This is a genomic window from Acidimicrobiia bacterium, assembly GCA_018057765.1.
Lineage (GTDB): Bacteria > Actinomycetota > Acidimicrobiia > IMCC26256 > JAGPDB01 > JAGPDB01.
This window is the reverse complement of the sequence record JAGPDB010000008.1, coordinates 15363-35066: the sequence shown is the minus strand read 5'-3', so window position 1 is coordinate 35066 and position 19704 is coordinate 15363. Positions and strand designations below refer to the sequence as shown.

At 35.4% G+C, this 19704-nt stretch carries 18 protein-coding genes; all 18 read left to right on the top strand.

All coding sequences use genetic code 11. The annotated features are described in order from the left end of the window. The first annotated feature begins 66 nt into the window (after nt 1-66). The 18 genes from KBF89_04095 to sucC all read left to right on the top strand — a co-directional run bounded on the left by KBF89_04095 (nt 67) and on the right by sucC (nt 19696). Nucleotides 67-1440: a hypothetical protein gene (locus tag KBF89_04095; GenBank protein ID MBP9115503.1), complete on the top strand. Its 1374-nt coding sequence runs from the start codon at nt 67-69 to the stop codon at nt 1438-1440. A 1-nt stretch (nt 1441) separates the two neighbouring features. Continuing rightward, nucleotides 1442-4852 (top strand): SIS domain-containing protein, encoded by a 3411-nt coding sequence (locus KBF89_04090; GenBank protein MBP9115502.1) that lies wholly within the window; start codon nt 1442-1444, stop codon nt 4850-4852. Further along, the gene (gene acpS, locus KBF89_04085) at nt 4837-5250 is read left to right on the top strand and encodes a holo-ACP synthase (protein ID MBP9115501.1); all 414 of its coding nucleotides are present in this window, start codon (nt 4837-4839) and stop codon (nt 5248-5250) included. The genes KBF89_04090 and acpS overlap by 16 nt, the downstream gene beginning before the upstream one ends. A gap of 15 nt (nt 5251-5265) precedes the next feature. After that, nucleotides 5266-6372 (top strand): alanine racemase, encoded by a 1107-nt coding sequence (gene alr / locus KBF89_04080; GenBank protein ID MBP9115500.1) that lies wholly within the window; start codon nt 5266-5268, stop codon nt 6370-6372. Nucleotides 6373-6386: 14 nt separating this feature from the next. Continuing rightward, nucleotides 6387-7379 (top strand): alpha/beta hydrolase, encoded by a 993-nt coding sequence (locus KBF89_04075; protein MBP9115499.1) that lies wholly within the window; start codon nt 6387-6389, stop codon nt 7377-7379. Between the two features lie 3 nt (nt 7380-7382). Continuing rightward, nucleotides 7383-7973 carry a uracil-DNA glycosylase gene (locus tag KBF89_04070; protein ID MBP9115498.1) on the top strand — a complete coding sequence of 197 codons (591 nt, stop codon included), beginning with the start codon at nt 7383-7385 and terminating at the stop codon, nt 7971-7973. After that, nucleotides 7970-8419: a tRNA (adenosine(37)-N6)-threonylcarbamoyltransferase complex ATPase subunit type 1 TsaE gene (gene tsaE, locus KBF89_04065; protein MBP9115497.1), complete on the top strand. Its 450-nt coding sequence runs from the start codon at nt 7970-7972 to the stop codon at nt 8417-8419. The genes KBF89_04070 and tsaE overlap by 4 nt, the downstream gene beginning before the upstream one ends. Next, nucleotides 8416-9090, top strand: coding sequence for a tRNA (adenosine(37)-N6)-threonylcarbamoyltransferase complex dimerization subunit type 1 TsaB (tsaB, locus tag KBF89_04060; GenBank protein MBP9115496.1), 675 nt, complete (start codon nt 8416-8418; stop codon nt 9088-9090). Before tsaE ends, tsaB begins: the two co-directional genes overlap by 4 nt. A gap of 5 nt (nt 9091-9095) precedes the next feature. Continuing rightward, entirely contained in the window at nt 9096-9593 is a 498-nt protein-coding gene (gene rimI / locus KBF89_04055) for a ribosomal protein S18-alanine N-acetyltransferase (protein MBP9115495.1), read from the top strand. Then, nucleotides 9580-10614 carry a tRNA (adenosine(37)-N6)-threonylcarbamoyltransferase complex transferase subunit TsaD gene (gene tsaD, locus KBF89_04050; GenBank protein ID MBP9115494.1) on the top strand — a complete coding sequence of 345 codons (1035 nt, stop codon included), beginning with the start codon at nt 9580-9582 and terminating at the stop codon, nt 10612-10614. Before rimI ends, tsaD begins: the two co-directional genes overlap by 14 nt. A 143-nt stretch (nt 10615-10757) precedes the next feature. Further along, on the top strand, nt 10758-11048 hold the full coding sequence (gene groES / locus KBF89_04045; protein ID MBP9115493.1) for a co-chaperone GroES: 291 nt from the start codon (nt 10758-10760) through the stop codon (nt 11046-11048). A 112-nt stretch (nt 11049-11160) separates the two neighbouring features. Further along, a complete protein-coding gene (locus KBF89_04040; protein MBP9115492.1) occupies nt 11161-11877 on the top strand; it encodes a CoA pyrophosphatase in 717 nt (238 codons plus the stop codon). Between the two features lie 118 nt (nt 11878-11995). Then, nucleotides 11996-13159: a GuaB3 family IMP dehydrogenase-related protein gene (locus KBF89_04035; protein MBP9115491.1), complete on the top strand. Its 1164-nt coding sequence runs from the start codon at nt 11996-11998 to the stop codon at nt 13157-13159. Nucleotides 13160-13177: 18 nt separating this feature from the next. Further along, a complete protein-coding gene (guaA, locus tag KBF89_04030) occupies nt 13178-14722 on the top strand; it encodes a glutamine-hydrolyzing GMP synthase (GenBank protein ID MBP9115490.1) in 1545 nt (514 codons plus the stop codon). Nucleotides 14723-14746: 24 nt separating this feature from the next. After that, nucleotides 14747-15322, top strand: a complete 576-nt coding sequence (locus KBF89_04025; GenBank protein MBP9115489.1) for a hypothetical protein — start codon at nt 14747-14749, stop codon at nt 15320-15322. A gap of 54 nt (nt 15323-15376) precedes the next feature. Next, a complete protein-coding gene (locus tag KBF89_04020) occupies nt 15377-17914 on the top strand; it encodes a UvrD-helicase domain-containing protein (GenBank protein MBP9115488.1) in 2538 nt (845 codons plus the stop codon). Between the two features lie 13 nt (nt 17915-17927). Continuing rightward, entirely contained in the window at nt 17928-18431 is a 504-nt protein-coding gene (locus KBF89_04015) for a hypothetical protein (GenBank protein MBP9115487.1), read from the top strand. A gap of 122 nt (nt 18432-18553) precedes the next feature. Next, nucleotides 18554-19696: an ADP-forming succinate--CoA ligase subunit beta gene (gene sucC / locus KBF89_04010; protein ID MBP9115486.1), complete on the top strand. Its 1143-nt coding sequence runs from the start codon at nt 18554-18556 to the stop codon at nt 19694-19696. Nucleotides 19697-19704 lie beyond the last annotated feature (8 nt).

The window sequence follows — 19704 nt, the reverse complement described above, 5'->3', positions numbered from 1 at the left end:
TGCCGGCTAGTTATTCCAAATGTGGATAACTCGTCTTTGAGGCTCAGACCATTCTAAAATAGAAAGATGTCGATCACTCAACGCCCTCATTTTGGTACGGATGGTATTAGAGGAAATGCAGAGCAAGAATTAACAAATCATTTTGTCTATGCGCTTGGTAAAGCAATAGGATCTGCCATCATCGATGAGCATCCTGATGATATTGAATTTATAGAAATCATTATTGGTAGAGATACAAGACCATCTGGAGAGAGAATATTATATTCTTTAGCATCGGGTCTTAGTTCTCTAGGTATTAATGTTGTAAACATTGGTATTTTACCAACGCCAGGCATCTCGCTAAACGCTGAGAAACGAAACTCTTATGCTTGCGCTATAACAGCTAGCCATAATCCCGTACAGGATAACGGTATTAAAGTTTTTTCACAAGGTGGAGTAAAGACTGACGAAATATTTGAAGAAAAAATCGAATCACTTTTGAATAAATTTTTACAAGATGAATATGACACAGATAATTTTGCAACTATTAAAATAAATGACAATTCAAAACTTGCTTATGAAACATATATCAATTGGTTACATTCAGTATTTGAAACACTTTCATTAAGTGGACTAACAATTGCGCTTGATTGTGCCAATGGGGCATCGTGTAAGTCAGCGCCAGAAATATTTACAAAGTTAGACGCAAATGTCTTAGCGATTAATACGCAAGAAAATGGAATCAATATTAATAATAAATGTGGGGCAACAAATCTAGAATCATTAACAAAGTTCGTAAACACTAATCCTGTTGATATTGCGTTTGCATTTGATGGTGATGCTGACAGAATAATTGTTCTTGATGAAAATGCAAAAATATATAATGGTGATCACATACTTGCGTTATTCGCATTGAATCAAAACCTTGACCCTAAAACTGTTGTTGCTACATCAATGAGTAATGGTGGGTTAAAACAATTCCTAAATAATATTGATACAAATTTTATTGAAACTGAAGTTGGTGATAAAAATGTAACACAAGCAATGAAGGTTTCTAGTTCAAAAATTGGTGGCGAGCAATCTGGCCACATAATACATAGCGACTATGCTTTTTTTGGCGATGGGGTTCTCATAGCATTGCTAATATCTGAAATATATGCAAAAAAGAAAAAGATAATGCAAAAATATAAATCTAGTGAACTGTTGAACCTTTTTGAACCTATGGTACAAATACATGAAAAGGTTCAAGTATCAAATAAAGCATTAGCAGCTACTTCGATTAATATAGAAGAAGCCATAAAGCAACATCTATTTATGTTGGGCGAAAATGCCCGCATAGTAATTCGGCCATCAGGTACTGAAAATATTGTTCGAATAATGGTTGAGGCCGACGAAAAAGATATGGCAGAAAAATCAATTATTGAGTTGATTGACATAGTAAAAGAATCTTGTAAGGAATAATATGTGTGGAATAGTTGGGTATCTTAGAACTCCTAAACCCATAGGTAGTTTTGATCTAAATGAATTAGAAGATTTTCTTACTGAATTAGTTGCAAAAGATAGTTCTAATATTTCACAGGCTGAACAATTATCTTTAAATGGATTTGCAGGTAAGCTTATAGGAGTTGAGGGTATAGTAGCACTTGTTCGTAATGGTGAAAAATCACAAACTATAAATATTTTAAGTGAGCAATTAAAATCACGAATAGAACAATTTGAAATCGATAACGATCTTGAAGAGAGTCAAAAAGAGAATGTAGGAATTTTGTATGATGCCTTATGGCGTATATCAAAAGATGCATGTGCTAGCGCGCAACAAATTGCTGATTTATTAAGTGAACAAACGCATACTTTAGATAAATTAACAGCAAATGTAATAGCTATTTATCGTTCAATAAATATAGTTCTTCGAAGTATTGATCGTATAGAAGTCAGAGGTCGTGACAGTGCAGGAATAAGTATTGCTTTAAACTCAATAGAAGTAGATGAAGTAACTAAGAAACAAATAGCAAAAAGAAATAGTTCTAACTTTACAAATAATACAGTTAAATATTTTAAAGATGACCAAGGCATTGAACAGCTATATTTCGTTTATAAGCGCTCAGCTGAAATTGGTGAACTTGGCGATAATATCAAACATATTAGAGATTCAATAAGAAAAGATGACCTGCTTTATGATGTTATAAATAATAATCTTAAATGTACAGAAACCATTTTAGCTCATACTCGCTGGGCATCGATGGGCGTTATAAGTGAAGAAAATACACATCCACTAGATTCAAATGAGACTGATTCCGAGAGTTCACAATTTGTTGTTGGTGTGTTAAATGGAGATATAGACAATCATGCTCAACTTAGATCAAATCTCAATATAGATGTAACTATTACAACAGATGCAAAATTAATTCCTGTATTATTAAAACGCGACATTGAATCAGATCCAAAAGGCAATACATTAGAAAAATTTCGTTCTGTTGTTTCAACATTTGAAGGCTCAACAGCAATAGGGGTATTGACTTCGAAAGAACCAAATTCTATAATGCTCGCATTACGTGGAGGTGGTCAAGGTTTATATATAGGTTTAGGTAATGATGAATTTTTAATTGCCAGTGAACCATATGGAGTAGTTGAAATTGCTTCAAAATACTTGCGAATAGATGGAGAAGAGCCACATGACTCAAACCAAGCTATAAATTCGCGCGGACAAATAATGAAACTTAACTCTAATTTGGCTGGGAAACTTCCTTCTATAGAAAGAATTGCATACGACGGTAAAGTTCTAAAGATTAATGAATCGGAAATTGCCACTAGCGAAGTAACAACTAGGGACATTGATAGAGGTAAATATGGGCATTATCTATGGAAAGAAATTAATGAAGCCCCTAGATCGTTTGAATCAACTATACACGGAAAGATAATTTCAGAAAATAACAATCTGAATGTAAAATTAGGCAAAGAAATATTATCTAAATCCATAATAGAAAAAATAACTAATAATACAATAAAAAAAGTTCTAGTTATAGGCCAAGGAACAGCAGCTGTTGCTGGTCAAGCATGTGCTCATTTTTTTGATACTCTCGATTCTGCTTTAATAGTAAAATCTGTTTTAGCGACAGAAGTTTCTGGGTTTTTATTGCAAGCTGAAATGACCGATACATTAGTAATTGCTGTATCTCAGTCTGGCACTACAACAGATACAAATAGAACTGTAGATTTATTAAGAAATCGTGGCGCTAGTGTAATTGCAATCGTGAATCGTCGTGGAAGCGATCTATCAACAAAAGCAGATGGTGTTTTTTATACTTCAAGTGGTCGTGATGTAGAGATGTCAGTTGCTTCAACAAAAGCATTTTATTCCCAAGTTGCTGCAGGATCTTTACTGGCTATTGCAATAACTTCATTGTTGAATATCGAATTAATTGGACAAACACAAACTCAAGAAATTCTAAAATCATTACAAGATATACCGCAAATGATGAAAGAAACATTGAAATTGCGCGAATCAATATCGCAAATTGCAAAAAGAACTGTATTGACACGTCGCTCTTGGGCAACTGTCGGCAATGGTCCAAACTCTATTGCCTCTAGAGAAATCAGAATAAAATCATCGGAGCTTTGTTATAAAGCAATAGCTAATGATGTTACTGAAGATAAAAAACATATAGATTTATCATGTGAACCATTAATTGTTGTGTGTGCAACTGGTTTAACAGGTTCAACCGCAGATGATGTTTCAAAAGAAGTAGGGATATTTACCGCTCATAAAGCTATACCTGTAGTTATAACAGATGATGCTAGCGAAAGATTTGATTCTTGTAAAAACGTAATTGTTATTCCTAAGACCGACCCAAATTTGAGTTTTATTTTGTGCTGTGTTGCTGGACACGTTTTTGGATATGAATCAGCATTGGCAATTGATAGATCTGCAAAGATATTAAGGGAGGCAAGAGGACAACTCGGAGAGTTAACAGCTTTTCAACTGGATTTACCAAATGCTCTTAGCGATATTGGTGACTCATTAGAACCAATTAAACAAAAGTTTTTTGATGCACTAAAAAATAAGCAATATGATGCAATATTGGATTCAAGTGATTGTTTCGATCTAGTAAAAACCTTTGTTGCTCTAACGAGTCCTTTTCCTACAGAAATACTTATTGAAAACTCCAGTGAACTGATTACGCCATTTGCGTTACGTGAACTTGCTGTGTTGACTCTAACACGATCAATCGATCAACTAACACGACCTGTAGATGCAATTAGACACCAAGCAAAAACTGTGACTGTAGGAATTTCACGTTCTGATGATACATTATTGCAATCTGAATCATTGAGTTATCTAATCGATGCTGGATTGGAAAGAGATACATTAACATTTGGTGTTATAAGAATTTTGCTTGCGCTAGATGAGATGGTGGGTAATATTACCGGCCATACTAGGTATGCTATAGATAGTACTTCAGATAAAAGCCAACAGACTATAAATGTTGTCGAACAAGTAGGAAGTGCTAAAAATTTAGTTTCAAGAGTGAATAGTAATCATGGTCTTAGAGGTACAAAAAGTCTTGTAGCACGTGAACAAACTGTTTGGGTTGCAAAAGGCAAGAGTGATGGTCGCAATGTAATACTTATTCCTGAAATTAAGCGTTCGCATTGTGTTGGTATCACAATACTTCATATTGAAATTAATGATAATTTGGACCTGTCGGCTAGAAAAAATATCTTAGAAGGTTATAAGCAGAAATTATTCGCAATAAGAGATTCTGTGACTGAAACTGAAGAAACTTTTGATGAATTAAAATTGTTAGATACCGATATCATGGAATTACTTACCGAACCTGTTGCAATATTAAGCCAGTTATGGATATCAAAGTGATAAAAGGCATTGGAATCGATATTGTTGATATTGCACGTATGGAAAAAGCAATACGCAGGGATGCAAGAATTGTAGAAAAGATACTTTCACCTGATGAAATTTCACAGTTTATAGATCGATCAACAAATGGCCGTATTGATATCTTATCTAAAAGATTTATTGAATCTATTGCTGCTCGATTTGCCGCAAAAGAAGCACTGGCGAAATCGCTTAGTCTTTCATTATTTAATATAGGACTGCATAATATTGAAATATTAAAGGAAGAAAATAGCGATGTACCTTTGGTGAAATTGTGCGAAGAGGTGAAAAAAAAGTTCATTCTTCAAAGTGTATTATTTTATTTATCCATCTCACATTCTGATGCAAGTGCGGTTGCAACTGTATTGGCAACAAGTTAGTACTAGTATTATTTTATGATTAAAACCAGTTTTCGGCCATCGAAAATAGTTGTCGATCTCAAAGCAATCACCCATAACCTAAAACAATTCAGAAATATAACTGGTAGTTCAAAAATATCTGTAGCAGTAAAATCTAATGCTTATGGTCACGGCATAGTTATAGTAGCCAAACACCTAGAGGCAATAGGTGTCGATATGTTATTGGTCTCTAGTGCTGAAGAAGCATTAGAACTTCGAGAGAATGATATATCAATACCAATTTTGATACTTAGTGAGGTGCCAAGAGAGGCAATAGAGCAATGTTGGCAAAATAATATTACATTTACTGTATATACTGAGGAATTTATTGATCAAATTACGATGATAGCAACTTCACAAAAACCTGCACTAGTTCATCTTAAAATAAATACAGGAATGAATAGAGTTGGTTGTGAACCAAAAGACGTATTGAAACTAGCAACTCTTATAAAGAAGAAACCTAATTTAATTTTAGAAGGTGTATTCACACATTTTGCAACAGCAGAAAATCCTGATCCTTCAGGTTTCAATAAACAAAATGAACTCTTTAAAGTATTGATAGATAAATTAAAAGAAATTGATATTGAACCAGAGATTATTCATTCGTGTAACTCTGCTGCAACAATTAAATATTTAAACGCACATCATTCTATGGTTAGGATAGGTCTTGGAATATACGGTATTTATCCTAGAGAGGATTTAGCCGATATTGTCTACCTAATACCCGCGTTATCGCTAATTTCAGAAATTTCATTCATTAAACCAGCTAAAGAAGACACAGAAATCTCTTATGGCTGGCTTCATAGGTTTGAGAAAAATACTAATGTAGCAACGATACCTATAGGTTATGGTGACGGTGTCCCTAGAAATTTAGGTATAAATGGTGGATCAGTATTAATTAGTGGTGTTCGTTGTCCAATAGTTGGCGCTGTAACTATGGATCAAATTATGGTCGATATAGGTGAACTCAAGGCGAAAGTTGGCGATAAAGTTACTTTAATTGGCGGAGAAATCAAAGTAGATGAGTGGGCAGATATATGCAATACTATATCTTGGGAAATTCTTTGTAGTTTCTCTGCGCGTTTACCAAGAATTTACGACTAAAATATTATTTAATTATGGCAAATTCTCCTTTAAAAATATTCGGTATTGTAGCTAGTGCAACTATTGGCGTTGCAAGCGCAGCATATGGTGCCCAAACGATGATAATAAAATCCCTTACAAGTAACGAGGTTGATTTTGAGTTTAGGGCTTCAGAACAGATTGAAGTTATAACTCGAGATGGATCAAAAATCGTAGTATACAGAGATGTCCCTGATATTAAATCTACTCAGAGTGAGGAAATTAAAAAGCCGACAATACTATTTATGCATGGTTATGCTTTATGCAGCCCCATTTGGTCATTTCAATTCGATTTATTGCGAGATAAATATGATTTGGTATCGATAGATTTAAGGGGTCATGGTGCAAGTACAGTTGGTGACAACGGGATTAATCTAAAGTCATTTGCTGACGACGTTTACGATATTATTGAGAGTCTAAAATTAGATGATATAGTTATTGTTGGCCATTCAACTGGTGGGGTAATTGCACTTTCTTACATGAAAGAGCATAATGAACATAGCGAAAAACATATTAAAGGATTATGTTTAGTCTCAACTTTAGTCCAACCTCCTTATAACAACCAAAAAAATCTCAGTGATGCGTTGAGTGGATTCTCACTGGCTGGTAAGGCTCTTCATACTCTCAGCAGTATTCAGGCATTTGGTTATCCAATGGCTAGGTTTGCAATGGGTAAAAAAGCATCAAGTTCATCTATTGAGTTTGTAAGACGCTCAATTTCTTCAATTGATTCTGAAGTATCTAATGAAATATTAAGAATGTTGTTACATTTTTCATTTACTGAAGAGTTAGAGAACTTTAAAGGTAAGTCTTGTGTGATTGTAGGAGGGAGTGATCCAATCACTCCTAATAGTGATGCAATATTTGTTGCTGAGCTACTTGGTGGCGAAGTAGACATTATAGATGGTGTGGGTCATGTGCCAATGTTGGAAAGCCCCGATGAATTTAACGAGATTTTAGAGAACTTTTTAGACAACATAGGTGAATAGTAAATGTCAAAACTAAATAGTCTAAATCCTAAACCGTTTAAAAATTATAATGAACTTGAATCGACTGCATTGATATGTGTTAATTGTGAACTGAGTGATACACGTCAAAATGTTGTGTTTTCAAGTGGTCCGAATAATGCAGATATTATGGTTATCGGAGAAGCACCAGGAGCCCAAGAAGACATAACCGGCATTCCTTTTATCGGCCGTAGCGGGAAAGTTATGGATCAGTTATTTAGTGAGGTTGGAATTTCTAGGGATGATATTTATGTCACTAGTATTTTAAAATGTAGACCTCCTGAAAATAGAAATCCAAAGTCTATTGAGATATCAAGATGTTCTCCTTTTTTGGAATCTCAAATAGAGTTTGTCAAACCTAAAATTATTGTTACCGTCGGAAACTTCTCTGCGCGACATATTCTAAAGACAAAAGTAGGAATCAAATCATTGCGTGGAAATTTCTACCCTATTGGGGATATAAAAATTGTACCTACGCTTCATCCAGCCTATGTTTTACGCAATGGTTTACGTGGTAAAAATGAAATGTTAGATGATTTAAAGCTTGTAAGAAAATTATTGGATGAAGTATCATGACCAATGACCTACGGCATTTCGCATTAGATGAAATTGAAAATATAGCGCGTATTTTAGTAAATGAATTAGAAGCTGGATCTGTAGTAGTACTAGTTGGTGAGATGGGTTCTGGAAAAACCACTCTTGTAAGTGCTTGCGCAAAGGTTCTTGGAGTTCTTGAAAATGTCACATCACCCACATTCTCTATAATTGAAGAACATGATTGTCATATCGAAAATAGTTATATAAAGCACATTATTCACGTTGATACTTATCGAATTGAATATGAAAATGAAATATTCGATTTAGATTTTGATTCGATTTTTAGTAAGGATGCTATTACTTTTATTGAATGGGGCGAACGTATTGAAGATATGATTGTCGATCAATATTATGTCTGGACTTTAATGGAAAACGAAGATGGTACTCGAAGTATTTCAACTAAATCTAGAAATGATGCTGCATGAACTCTACTGTTCTAATAATTGATACCTCTTCAGATGCAGTGTGTGTCTGTGTTGGTAATTCTTTTGACCAAGCAACAAATATTGTTATGAATGAGAAATCTCGCCACGGAGAAAACTTGTTTGAAGCTATTTCTAAAGCACTTCTAGCTCAGTCTAAGTCCTTAAATGAGATTGACGTTATAGGAGTTGGTATTGGACCTGGAAGTTTTACAGGGTTGCGAACTGGAATCATTGCTGCACATAGTTTTGCTCACGCATTATCAATACCTATTGTATATTTTTCATCATTAGAACTTATTGCGTTGAGTGAAATGACAGGACATAGCGCTGAAGATGGACCATCAATAGGGACAAGTATCGAGGTGGTAAAAGATGCTCGCAGAAAAGAACATTACTATGCGAAATTCGAGTCTAGAAAATTTGATAAAGCTCGTCTAATAAATATAGATGGTGTTGAAATTGCAACTATATTAATAAGAATTGAATCAGAGCAACTAATCCCTCAAGGTGAAATTGAAGAAAATATATATGATCATGAACTGTGTCCCGCTGGTGCTATAGAACTTGTGCAAAAAGCATGTGTAGCAGAAATCTTTGCGAACAATTTTGCAGCTCAAGCGATTTACATTAGAAAATCAGATGCCGAACTCTCTTGGAACATTAAGAAATAATCTTTATGAATAAACACTCCCGAAATTTTAAAATCGAAAAAGCTAAAGATCAACACTTAGATATTCTTATTCAACTAGAAAAACAACAAAACGTAAAACCTCAAAGTGCAAAACAATTTCTAAAAGAGTTAAATGATTCGACTTTTATAAACTTAATTACTTGCGTCTCACCTAATGAAAAAAAACAAGTATATATGGGGTTTTGCGCAGGTCAAATAATTGGTGACGAATTGCATATATATTCATTAATTATCGATCAGAAATATAGAAGAAATGGTTTTGGTAATTTGCTTATAAGAAATCTTATAGAACAAGCAAAATTAGCAGGGGTAAATAAAGCTACTTTAGAAGTTAGGCTAAGTAATAAAGTAGCAATTTCACTTTATGAAGCACTTGGTTTTACAACAGCGGGTGTTCGCAAAAATTATTATATTGACAATCACGAAGATGCACTTATTATGTGGCTTGAAGCCATAAAGGATATTAAAAATGTTAATACTTAGTATTGAATCTTCATGTGATGAAACAGCATGTGCAATCATAAAAGCACAAAATGGTATTTTTGAACTATCGAGTTCCATTATTTCTAGCCAAATTGTTGAGCACGAAAAATACGGTGGAGTCGTTCCAGAATTAGCAGGACGTCATCATTTAGAACTTTGCACGAATGTAGTACGTTTAGCATTGGATCAAGCGGATATTACTCTAGGAGATATTGATCTTGTTGCATCAACACGTGGACCAGGTTTATCTGCTGCATTATTGGTTGGCATGACTGCTGGAAAATCTTATGCAATGGCTTTAGAAAAGCCATTTGTAGGTATACATCATCACGAGGCACATATTTTGAGTGTTTTATTAGAACATGATGATGTACAGTTTCCGTTTTTAGCTGTATTGGTTAGTGGTGGCCATACTATGTTTGTGATTGTAGATGCACCAGGTTCATATAGAGTTATGGGTGGCACTATTGACGATGCAGCAGGCGAAGCTTATGACAAAGTCTCTAGAATGCTTGGGCTCGGATACCCTGGGGGACCAATTGTTGATGATCTCGCTGAAAAAGGAGACCCCAGTATATATAAACTTCCTCGACCAATGAAAGATAATTTATATAACGTATCTTTTTCTGGTCTGAAAACTGCAACAAAATATTTAATTCGTGATAATCCAGATGCGAAAGTAGAAGATATTTGTGCGAGTTTCCAAGAAGCAGTCGTTGATACATTGTCTATTAGAATAAAAAATATTTTGAAGTTCATGTCAGCTGAAGAAAAGCCGGCAAAAGCGATTTCTTTAGGTGGTGGCGTTGCAGCAAACTCTGCACTTCGAAACGCTGTCGAAAATTTATCAATTAAAAATAAAATCAGAGCATTAATCCCTGAGAAAATAATGTGTACTGACAATGCTGCAATGATCGGTGTTTGCGCCTACTATCATTACAAACTTCGTGGTGAAGACGAGCTGAATATTGGAATTCATTCTACATGGGATTTGACTGCACTTAATATAGAGCAAATCTAGGTCAATCTCTGAATTTCGCCACATTCACGCAAGGTCCACAAATTGAATAATAGCCTTAAAACTTAGTAGTCTATTAGCACTCTCGTATCACGATTGCTAAATGTCCGATTTTTTATTAAATCATTAGAAGGAGCTCTAAGTAAATGAACTTACAACCACTAGAAGATCGAATTGTTATTCGACCAGCACAAGCCGAAGAAACAACTGTTAGCGGTTTGGTAATACCAGACACAGCTAAAGAAAAGCCACAACAGGGCGAAGTATTAGCAGTAGGACCTGGTCGTGTTGGTGATGATAACGAACTAATCCCTATGGGCATTAATGAAGGTGACACTATTATTTATTCAAAATACGGTGGCACTGAAATTGCTATCGATGGAGAAGAACTACTTATTCTTTCTGCTCGTGACGTCTTGGCTAAATTAGGCAAATAATTAACTATTAAAAGGATCCTTTGTTTCTTTAAAGAATAATTCTGTTATTCCTAAAGAAGTAGAGGATCCTTTCTATGTCTAATTATATTGAATAATTTAATACTATATTTATATGGTGACTATTAGTAAAAAATATAAAGAATTGCCAAGACCAAAGTCATATATGCCTGGTCCGGTTGCACCATGGTCAAACATCAAAATAAGCGATAGGAAAATCACAAAAGTACAACTTATTGCAGTTCTAAATAGTTACGAAGTTAAAACAATCGAACTCGAACAATTATCTGGTAACGAGCCTAAAAACCCAACTTCTGCTGTATTAGTACCAATACTATTAGAACTTTCAGGACAATTAGATTCAATGCTATTGATACAAAGACCGCATTCGATGAGTTCATTTTCTGGAGATATTGCATTTCCAGGCGGTCACCTTGATGAAATTGACCTTGACCTAAAAAACTGTGCACTTAGAGAAACTGAAGAAGAAATAGGTATTAAATCTGAGGATATAGAAATTATAGGTCGATCAAAAACCAGACGTACCAAATCTGTCGATCTGCTTATTGCCCCATACATAGGAATAATATCCAAAACTTCATTAGAAAAAATTCAACTAAATAATCATGAAGTCGAGATGCTTCATCATATTAAGATAGATGACCTCTTTTTGCCAGATAACTATTACAGCGAATTTTGGGATACGACCGATGCCTCTCATCTAATTCATATCTTTAGGCTCAAAGATTCAATTGGAAGACCTGTATTCATATGGGGTGCAACAGCACAAATATTATTTGATATTTTGAGTTCCGTCAATTCTACTAAGTGATATAGCCATCATCAATGAAAACGAGGTCTAATTGCGATTATGGTATTCTCCGTTTCACTCAGAATGACCTTTACAAACTAGAATTGACATTAAAGTTTTCGTATTGAAAGGCGTATACGTGGAGATTGAAATTGGTATTGGTAAATCTGGCAGAAGAGCTTATGGATTCGACGACATAGCAATAGTTCCTTCAAGACGAACACGTGATCCGCAAGATGTAAGTATTGATTGGGAGATTGATGCCTATAAATTTTCACTTCCTGTTATTTCCTCAGCAATGGATGGGGTAACTTCCCCACAAACAGCAATAGAAATGGGACGTCTTGGCGGACTTGGTTGTTTAAATTTAGAAGGATTATTTACCCGTTATGAAGATCCTGAAATAGTATTAGAAGAAATAGCGCAACTGCCAATAGAAAAAGCTACTATTCGAATGCAGGAAATATATGAAGAGCCAGTAAAGCCAGAATTGATTACACAACGGATTAACGAAATAAAAGCTGGCGGTGTTACAACATGTGCATCATTAACTCCTCAACAAGTTGATAAATATCTAAAATATGTTACAGATGCAGACTTAGACATTCTTGTAATCCAAGGTACGGTTGTCAGTGCACAACATGTTTCAAAAAATGGTGTGACTCTTGATTTAGCCTCTTTTATACGACAATTAGATATTCCGGTAATAGTAGGTGGCTGCGCAAGTTACTCTGGTGCACTTCACTTAATGAGAACAGGTGCTGCAGGTATACTTGTTGGAGTTGGTCCTGGCCATGCATGTACTTCTCGTGGAGTTTTAGGAATAGGTGTTCCCCAAGCAACTGCAATAGCTGATGCTGCAGGCGCACGTATTCGCCATCTTGATGAGACTGGGGTCTATGTTCAAGTTATTGCCGATGGTGGAATGGCAACAGGTGGGGATATTTCCAAAGCAATTGCATGCGGCGCAGATGCTGTAATGGTTGGGTCACCGCTTGCAAGTGCAAGTGAAGCACCAGGCAAAGGGTATCACTGGGGTATGGCAACATTTCATCCAACTCTTCCACGTGGTGCACGTGTGAAAACACAAATTAAAGGCACACTCGAAGAAATATTGGTAGGGCCTGCTCGCGAAAATGATGGTACTTTAAACCTTTGTGGTGCTTTGCGTACTTCAATGGCAACTACAGGACATGAAACCTTAAAAGAGTTTCAAAAAGCAGAAGTTATGATAGCTCCAGCGTTACAAACTGAAGGAAAAAAATTACAGAATGATCAAAATATTGGAATGGGAAATAAATAGATGAGTTCTGATGTTTCAATGTCACCAAATGACCAGAGTGTAGTTTTAGTTGTTGACTTTGGAGCACAATATGCACAATTAATTGCTAGAAGGGTTCGTGAAGCACACGTATATTCTGAAATAGTTTCACGAAAAATTACTGCCAAGGAAATAAAAGATCGTAATGTTGCTGCAATAATTCTTTCTGGTGGTCCTAAATCTGTTCATGAAGAAAATGCACCAATACTTGACCTAGAAATATATTCTTTAGGTATTCCAATATTAGGAATTTGTTACGGAGCACAATTAATTGTAAAGCAACTTGGTGGTTTGGTAGAAAAAACTGGAGTCGGTGAATACGGCCGTTCGGCCATTGAGATTATTCCCGGTACTTCTACACTATTAGGTGCTATCGAGAGAGAACATGATGTATGGATGAGCCATTTCGATTCAATCACAAAAGCTCCGCAAGGGTTTAGTGTAACTGCATCAACAAAGCAGACACCAGCTGCAGTGATTGAAAATGATGAACTTAGAATATATGGAACCCAATTCCATCCAGAAGTAAAACATTCTGATTTTGGACAAGAAATACTAAAAAACTTTTTGTACAATGGTGCAGGCTGTTTGCCTACATGGACAAATAGCTCAATTATTACTGACTCAATTGAAGCTATACGAAACCAAGTTGGAGATAGCAAAGTTATATGTGCGCTTTCTGGCGGTGTAGATTCATCTGTTGCGGCTGCACTCATGCATAAGGCTATTGGAGATCAACTAACTTGTGTTTATGTTGATACGGGAATGATGCGTTTTGGCGAATCTGAGCAGGTTGAAAAGACATTTCGTGATCAGTTCAAAATCGAATTAATTCATGTGAAAGCTCAAGACCGGTTCTTAGAATTATTAGCAGGAGTAACTGATCCTGAAAAGAAACGAAAAATCATTGGAGAGACTTTCATACGAATATTTGAAGAAGTCGAGGATGATATTAAGGATGCTAAATTCTTGGTCCAAGGTACACTATATCCAGATGTGATTGAATCTGGCACTGATGATGCTGCAAAAATAAAAAGCCATCACAATGTTGGTGGACTTCCAAAAGATATGAAGTTCGCGCTAGTTGAACCTTTACGAAATCTATTTAAAGATGAAGTACGTGCCATTGGTGCAGAACTGGGTCTACCTGAAGAAATAGTGTGGCGTCAACCATTCCCAGGGCCTGGATTAGCAGTTCGCATTGTGGGAGATATTACACGTGAACGACTAGAAATTGTTCGAGCAGCAGACCATATAGTTGTTGAAGAAGTGCGTAAAGCTGGTTTATATAGAGAAATCTGGCAAAGTTTTGCAGTACTACCCACCGTTAAAAGTGTTGGCGTGATGGGTGATGAACGCACCTATGCATATCCTATAGTGATTCGCTCTGTGACATCCGATGATGCAATGACTGCTGATTTTGCACGTATTCCATATGACGTACTTGAAAAAATGGCAAATAGAATTATCAATGAAGTCGCTGGAGTTAATAGAGTAGCTTACGATATAACATCAAAACCACCAGGAACCATTGAATGGGAATAGAATGAAACATAAAGGGAGTACCTTATGCAAAAGAAAATATTCTTATTCATTTTCTTGACGGTACTTATCCCTTCAATATTAATTTCATGTTCCTCAAAAGATAGTAAAAAAATACTAAAGACTAAACCTAGCAACATACAAAAACCGGATATTAATAATTTTCAGTCTGAAGTTGAAAAAGCTTGTAATAAAATTGAGCTATCGGTTTTTGACAACTATAAAAAAACGAATATAAATGATACTAAAGAAATTAATACGAATTTTGCTATGGTCGAAGATGAACTAGATGGTTTAATATCGAGGTTTGGTGAGATTACTCCCAGTGAGAAAGATATTGATAGTTGGGAAATTATCGTAGATGATTTGTCGCATGCGCGCGACATCTTTCCAAATTTTATTGAGCATTATCAACAGGCCATAGCAATTAGCGATGCTGGTGCTAATGTCAACGATCCTGAGCAAATTAAACTATATAATGATCAGATTTCTAAAATTCAAACAAAAATTAATAATTTGCATTCTGACCTAACACAAACATTTGACGAATATATATCAATAAGTAAGAAGCTTGGTATTAAATATTGTTTTGAGAATTTCTGATAATTACTATTGGGCAATTCATCTTGAGTCCAATATATTGTCTAAATTGTAATAGTGACTTTTCCAGCAAATATCTTCGCAAATAGTTTTAACGACTCGCTTTCGAGTGTAGTCTCTGGGCTTGGTATTGAAAATAATCATATTAAAGATAACTCAAATGATTTAATACAAAATTTGAATCCCGAACAAAAAGAAGCAGTGACACATATTGATGGTCCACTTTTAGTAGTTGCTGGAGCGGGTTCTGGAAAAACTAGAGTATTAACAAATCGTATTGCTTATCTTATTGAAGAACATGATGTTTCTCCTTACCAAATTTTGGCTATAACTTTTACGAACAAAGCTGCAGCTGAAATGGTCAGTAGAGTATCTAAAATTGTCGGCCCCGTTGCAAATAAAATGTGGGTGTCTACCTTTCACTCTGCTTGTTCTCGTATTCTTAGATACGATGGTGATGTTGTTGGTGTAAAAAATGGTTTTACGATTTACGATACGACAGATGCTGCTCGTTTAGTTGATTATGCACGTAGAGATATAGGTGCTGATCCGAAACGTTTTGGAGCCAAATCTGTTTATCGAACTATTTCATCTTTAAAAAATGAAATGATTTCGCCTGGCGTTGCATTAGAACGCGCAGAGATGGATACACAAACTACTATCGCAAAAATTTATGCTGAGTATGAACACAGACTTAGAAACGCAAATGCTGTTGATTTCGATGACTTGTTATTAAAAGTCGTTGAAATGTTCCGTACGAGTGAAGAGAAATTAGAAAAATATCAAGAAAGGTTTCAGCACGTTTTAGTCGATGAATTTCAAGATACTAACCTTGCTCAATTTGAGCTTGTCTCTAAAATTGCAACAAAACATAGAAATATAACTGTTGTTGGTGATGGAGATCAGTCGATATATAAATTTCGTGGTGCTGATCATCAGAATTTTCAACGTTTTGAAGAGACCTTTGAAGAAGCAAAAACCGTTGTTTTAAACACGAACTATCGATCCACAGAAAATATTTTGCAAGCGGCTAATAGTGTAATTTCTAATAATTCTAATCGTATAAAGAAAGAACTAATTTCAGATAAAGGTGTTGGTGAACCAATAATCGTTTTTTATGCTGCAAGTGACCGAAGTGAATCACAATATGTTATTGGTCAGCTACAAAAAGAGTCTAAAAAATATAAATTTAATGACATGGCTATTTTTTATCGTACTAATGCTCAATCACGTTTATTAGAAGAGCAATTGATTCGACAAGGCATACCATATCGAATTGTTGGTGGTACTAAGTTTTTTGAGCGAAAAGAAATTAAAGATGCTATTTCGTATTTACGAATTTTTGTTAATCCTGCTGATGAAGCATCGTGGAGAAGAATTATTAATGAACCTAAACGCGGTTTAGGGGATACTTCTGTTTCTAGGATTGCTCAATTTGCTCGCATGTATGATATTAGTTTTCGTCAAGCTTGTGAACGTCCAAATGAATATGCTCTACCTAAGCGTGCAGCGACAGCCGCACTTGGGGTATGTGCACTTTTTGATAATGCGGGAAATGGAGAGCAAGTAAAAATAGCGCAAGTTTTAGAATTTCTACTAAACGAGTCTGGTTATTATAAAGTTTTAAACGATGAAGGAAGTTTTGAGTCGGACGGTCGGCTGGAAAATTTAAGTGAGCTTTTGAATCAAGCTAAAGAGTTTGATTTGGCTCTAGAAAAGGCAGCACAGCTATCGGAAGCAGTCTTAGAAGCTCAAGTTGGTGAGGTATCAAAATTTGAGGAGAACTTTGACAAAGATAAAACTATAGATATAGATAATCCTATCGAAAGAGTTTCTGCTTTTCTAGAAGCTGTATCTTTGTTAAGTGAATCTGATAAATCTAATGAAAACGATGATGCGATAACGTTAATGACTTTACACACTGCTAAAGGTTTGGAGTATCAGGTTGTAGCAATTGTTGGCCTAGAAGAAGGACTATTTCCTCATGAAAGATCTCTGGGTGACTCTAGCGAATTAGAAGAGGAACGTCGTTTAATGTATGTGGGTGTTACTCGCGCTATGGAAAAGTTGTATTTGAGCTGTGCTTTGTCTCGCATGCTTTATGCAACACCAGAATTTTATTCTCCAAGTAGATTCCTAAAGGAAATACCTTCAGAGTTGGTAAATATTATTAAAGATAGTGAGTCTGTGAATGATTCATTTGCATCTCGCCGTGCTGGACGTAGTGAAGGATCTCATAAATCTCGTTATGGCAGTGTTTATGATGATGTTGTTTTTGATGATCTTCAAGGTCAAGAGGATGAATACTTAGATGCTGATCCGAGAACTATTGATTTTATAACTTCAAATGTTGTTAGTTCTTCAATATTCGATTTACCTGGCCGTAATAAAAATATTCAGAAGATACCAGATGATTTCGATGTTACTGGTTTTAGCATTGCTACAAAGGTTTCTCATGGTAAATATGGTGAAGGTATTATTGCGCAAGTAGAAACTCATAAAAGTGGCGATATTGCTATTACCGTGATTTTTGAAGAAGAAAATAAACAACGCACTTTTATGGCTTCATTAAACCCACCCTTAGAAATTATTTGATTAGAATAAAAATATGACTAAAAGTACTAAGTTGACTCTTAAAATATTGGGGGGCATTGTTCTTGCTGTTCTTATTATTTGTGGCGGGTTATTGGTTTATCTAAATCGCTCATCGGGAAAAACTGGCTATAGCTCAAAGCTAAATTCTGTAAAAGCTGAGGCACAAAAATTAGTTTATGATTATATTGATGATTCTTCGGTCGTTGAAACTGAAACTGAATCACACTGCCCTTTAACATTTTTTGAAGATATTGGATCTAATACTGGTCGAAAAGCAGAACTGGAATTAGAAGTCTCGTTTGATACTCAAGATGAAGCTAGAAGTTTTTATTACGATTTGAAAAATAATCTAAAAGATAATAGCTACAAATTCAAAGACGCTAGAGGAGTTAATGATATCTATGATATTAATAATAAATCCAATGGATTAAAGGCTACTTTAAAGATATACGAACGCGAAGACCAGACATCGTTGGTTGTCTTATACCTATCAGGAAGTGCATGTTATTCTGATTGATTTTAAGATCTAAGTTCATTTCGTTACTTAAATGCTCAAGATAGTAATGTATATGTCGTTCAGCCCAAGCTTAATCAGTCATACTGAGGATAGTGAAGGATACAAGAATTAAAGGAAACTAAATGGATCTACTTGAATATCAAGGTAAAGAACTCTTTGCGAAATATGACATTCCTGTCAGCGCTGGTAAAGCTACAGATAATGTTGAAGAAGCCGTAAAGATTGCAAATGAAATAGGTTATCCTGTCGTAATTAAGGCACAGGTGCTTGTTGGTGGTCGTGGAAAAGCCGGTGGAGTAAAACTTGCTAACAATGAAGATGAAGTTCGTGAGCATGCTGGCAACATTTTAGGTCTTGATATTAAAGATCATATTGTAAAAATTATATGGATAGAAGTAGCAAGCGATATTGAGAAAGAATATTATGTATCTTTTACTCTGGATCGCAGTGCAAAAAAACATTTAGGTATGTTAAGTGCGCAAGGTGGCGTAGAAATTGAAGTCATTGCGGTAGAGAATCCTGATGCTATATCTAAAATATGGATTGATCCTTCTTTAGGCCTGACTTTAGAACAATGCACACTATGGGTTAATAGCGCGAATCTTGATGAACCCGCAATACAAGGTGCAATTGACATCATTATGAAACTATACACTGCTTATGTCCAGGGTGATTGTGACTTAGCGGAAATAAACCCTTTAATTTTAAAGCCTACTGGTGAAGTTCACGCGCTAGATGCAAAAGTTACACTTGATGAAAATGCAATGTTTCGCCACGATGATTGGGAAGCATACGAAGCAACTCAAGAATTAGATTCTAGAGAAAAAATGGCAAAAGAAAAAGGTTTAAATTATATTGGTCTTGATGGCGAGATAGGTATTATCGGAAACGGTGCAGGTCTTGTTATGTCTACACTTGATGTTGTAAATCAAGTTGAAGGACGACCAGCAAACTTCTTAGACGTTGGTGGTGGAGCAAGTGCAGATCTTTTAGCTAACGCTATTGAGGTTGTTAACAGTGATGAAAAAGTTAAAGCAATAATGCTAAATATCTTTGGTGGAATTACTAAATGTGATGACGTTGCAAATGGTGTTATCGAAGCTTTAAAAAGAGTTGATTTGAAATCTCCTATTGTTGTTCGTCTAGATGGTACGAATGTAAAAGAAGGTTTAGCTATATTAAATGCTAATCCTAACGAAATGGTTGTTGCTGCAGAAACTATGTTAGATGCTGCTCGTAAAGCTGTTGAATTATCTAAACGTTAATTACTGCA

Excerpts from the sequence above, each read along its gene's own strand:
- KBF89_04095 (MBP9115503.1), top strand. The coding sequence starts at position 67 with ATGTCGATCACTCAACGCCCTCATTTTGGTACGGATGGTATTAGAGGA.
- KBF89_04090 (MBP9115502.1), top strand. The coding sequence starts at position 1,442 with ATGTGTGGAATAGTTGGGTATCTTAGAACTCCTAAACCCATAGGTAGT.
- acpS (MBP9115501.1), top strand. The coding sequence starts at position 4,837 with ATGGATATCAAAGTGATAAAAGGCATTGGAATCGATATTGTTGATATT.
- alr (MBP9115500.1), top strand. The coding sequence starts at position 5,266 with ATGATTAAAACCAGTTTTCGGCCATCGAAAATAGTTGTCGATCTCAAA.
- KBF89_04075 (MBP9115499.1), top strand. The coding sequence starts at position 6,387 with ATGGCAAATTCTCCTTTAAAAATATTCGGTATTGTAGCTAGTGCAACT.
- KBF89_04070 (MBP9115498.1), top strand. The coding sequence starts at position 7,383 with ATGTCAAAACTAAATAGTCTAAATCCTAAACCGTTTAAAAATTATAAT.
- tsaE (MBP9115497.1), top strand. The coding sequence starts at position 7,970 with ATGACCAATGACCTACGGCATTTCGCATTAGATGAAATTGAAAATATA.
- tsaB (MBP9115496.1), top strand. The coding sequence starts at position 8,416 with ATGAACTCTACTGTTCTAATAATTGATACCTCTTCAGATGCAGTGTGT.
- rimI (MBP9115495.1), top strand. The coding sequence starts at position 9,096 with ATGAATAAACACTCCCGAAATTTTAAAATCGAAAAAGCTAAAGATCAA.
- tsaD (MBP9115494.1), top strand. The coding sequence starts at position 9,580 with ATGTTAATACTTAGTATTGAATCTTCATGTGATGAAACAGCATGTGCA.
- groES (MBP9115493.1), top strand. The coding sequence starts at position 10,758 with ATGAACTTACAACCACTAGAAGATCGAATTGTTATTCGACCAGCACAA.
- KBF89_04040 (MBP9115492.1), top strand. The coding sequence starts at position 11,161 with ATGGTGACTATTAGTAAAAAATATAAAGAATTGCCAAGACCAAAGTCA.
- guaA (MBP9115490.1), top strand. The coding sequence starts at position 13,178 with ATGTCACCAAATGACCAGAGTGTAGTTTTAGTTGTTGACTTTGGAGCA.
- KBF89_04025 (MBP9115489.1), top strand. The coding sequence starts at position 14,747 with ATGCAAAAGAAAATATTCTTATTCATTTTCTTGACGGTACTTATCCCT.
- KBF89_04015 (MBP9115487.1), top strand. The coding sequence starts at position 17,928 with ATGACTAAAAGTACTAAGTTGACTCTTAAAATATTGGGGGGCATTGTT.
- sucC (MBP9115486.1), top strand. The coding sequence starts at position 18,554 with ATGGATCTACTTGAATATCAAGGTAAAGAACTCTTTGCGAAATATGAC.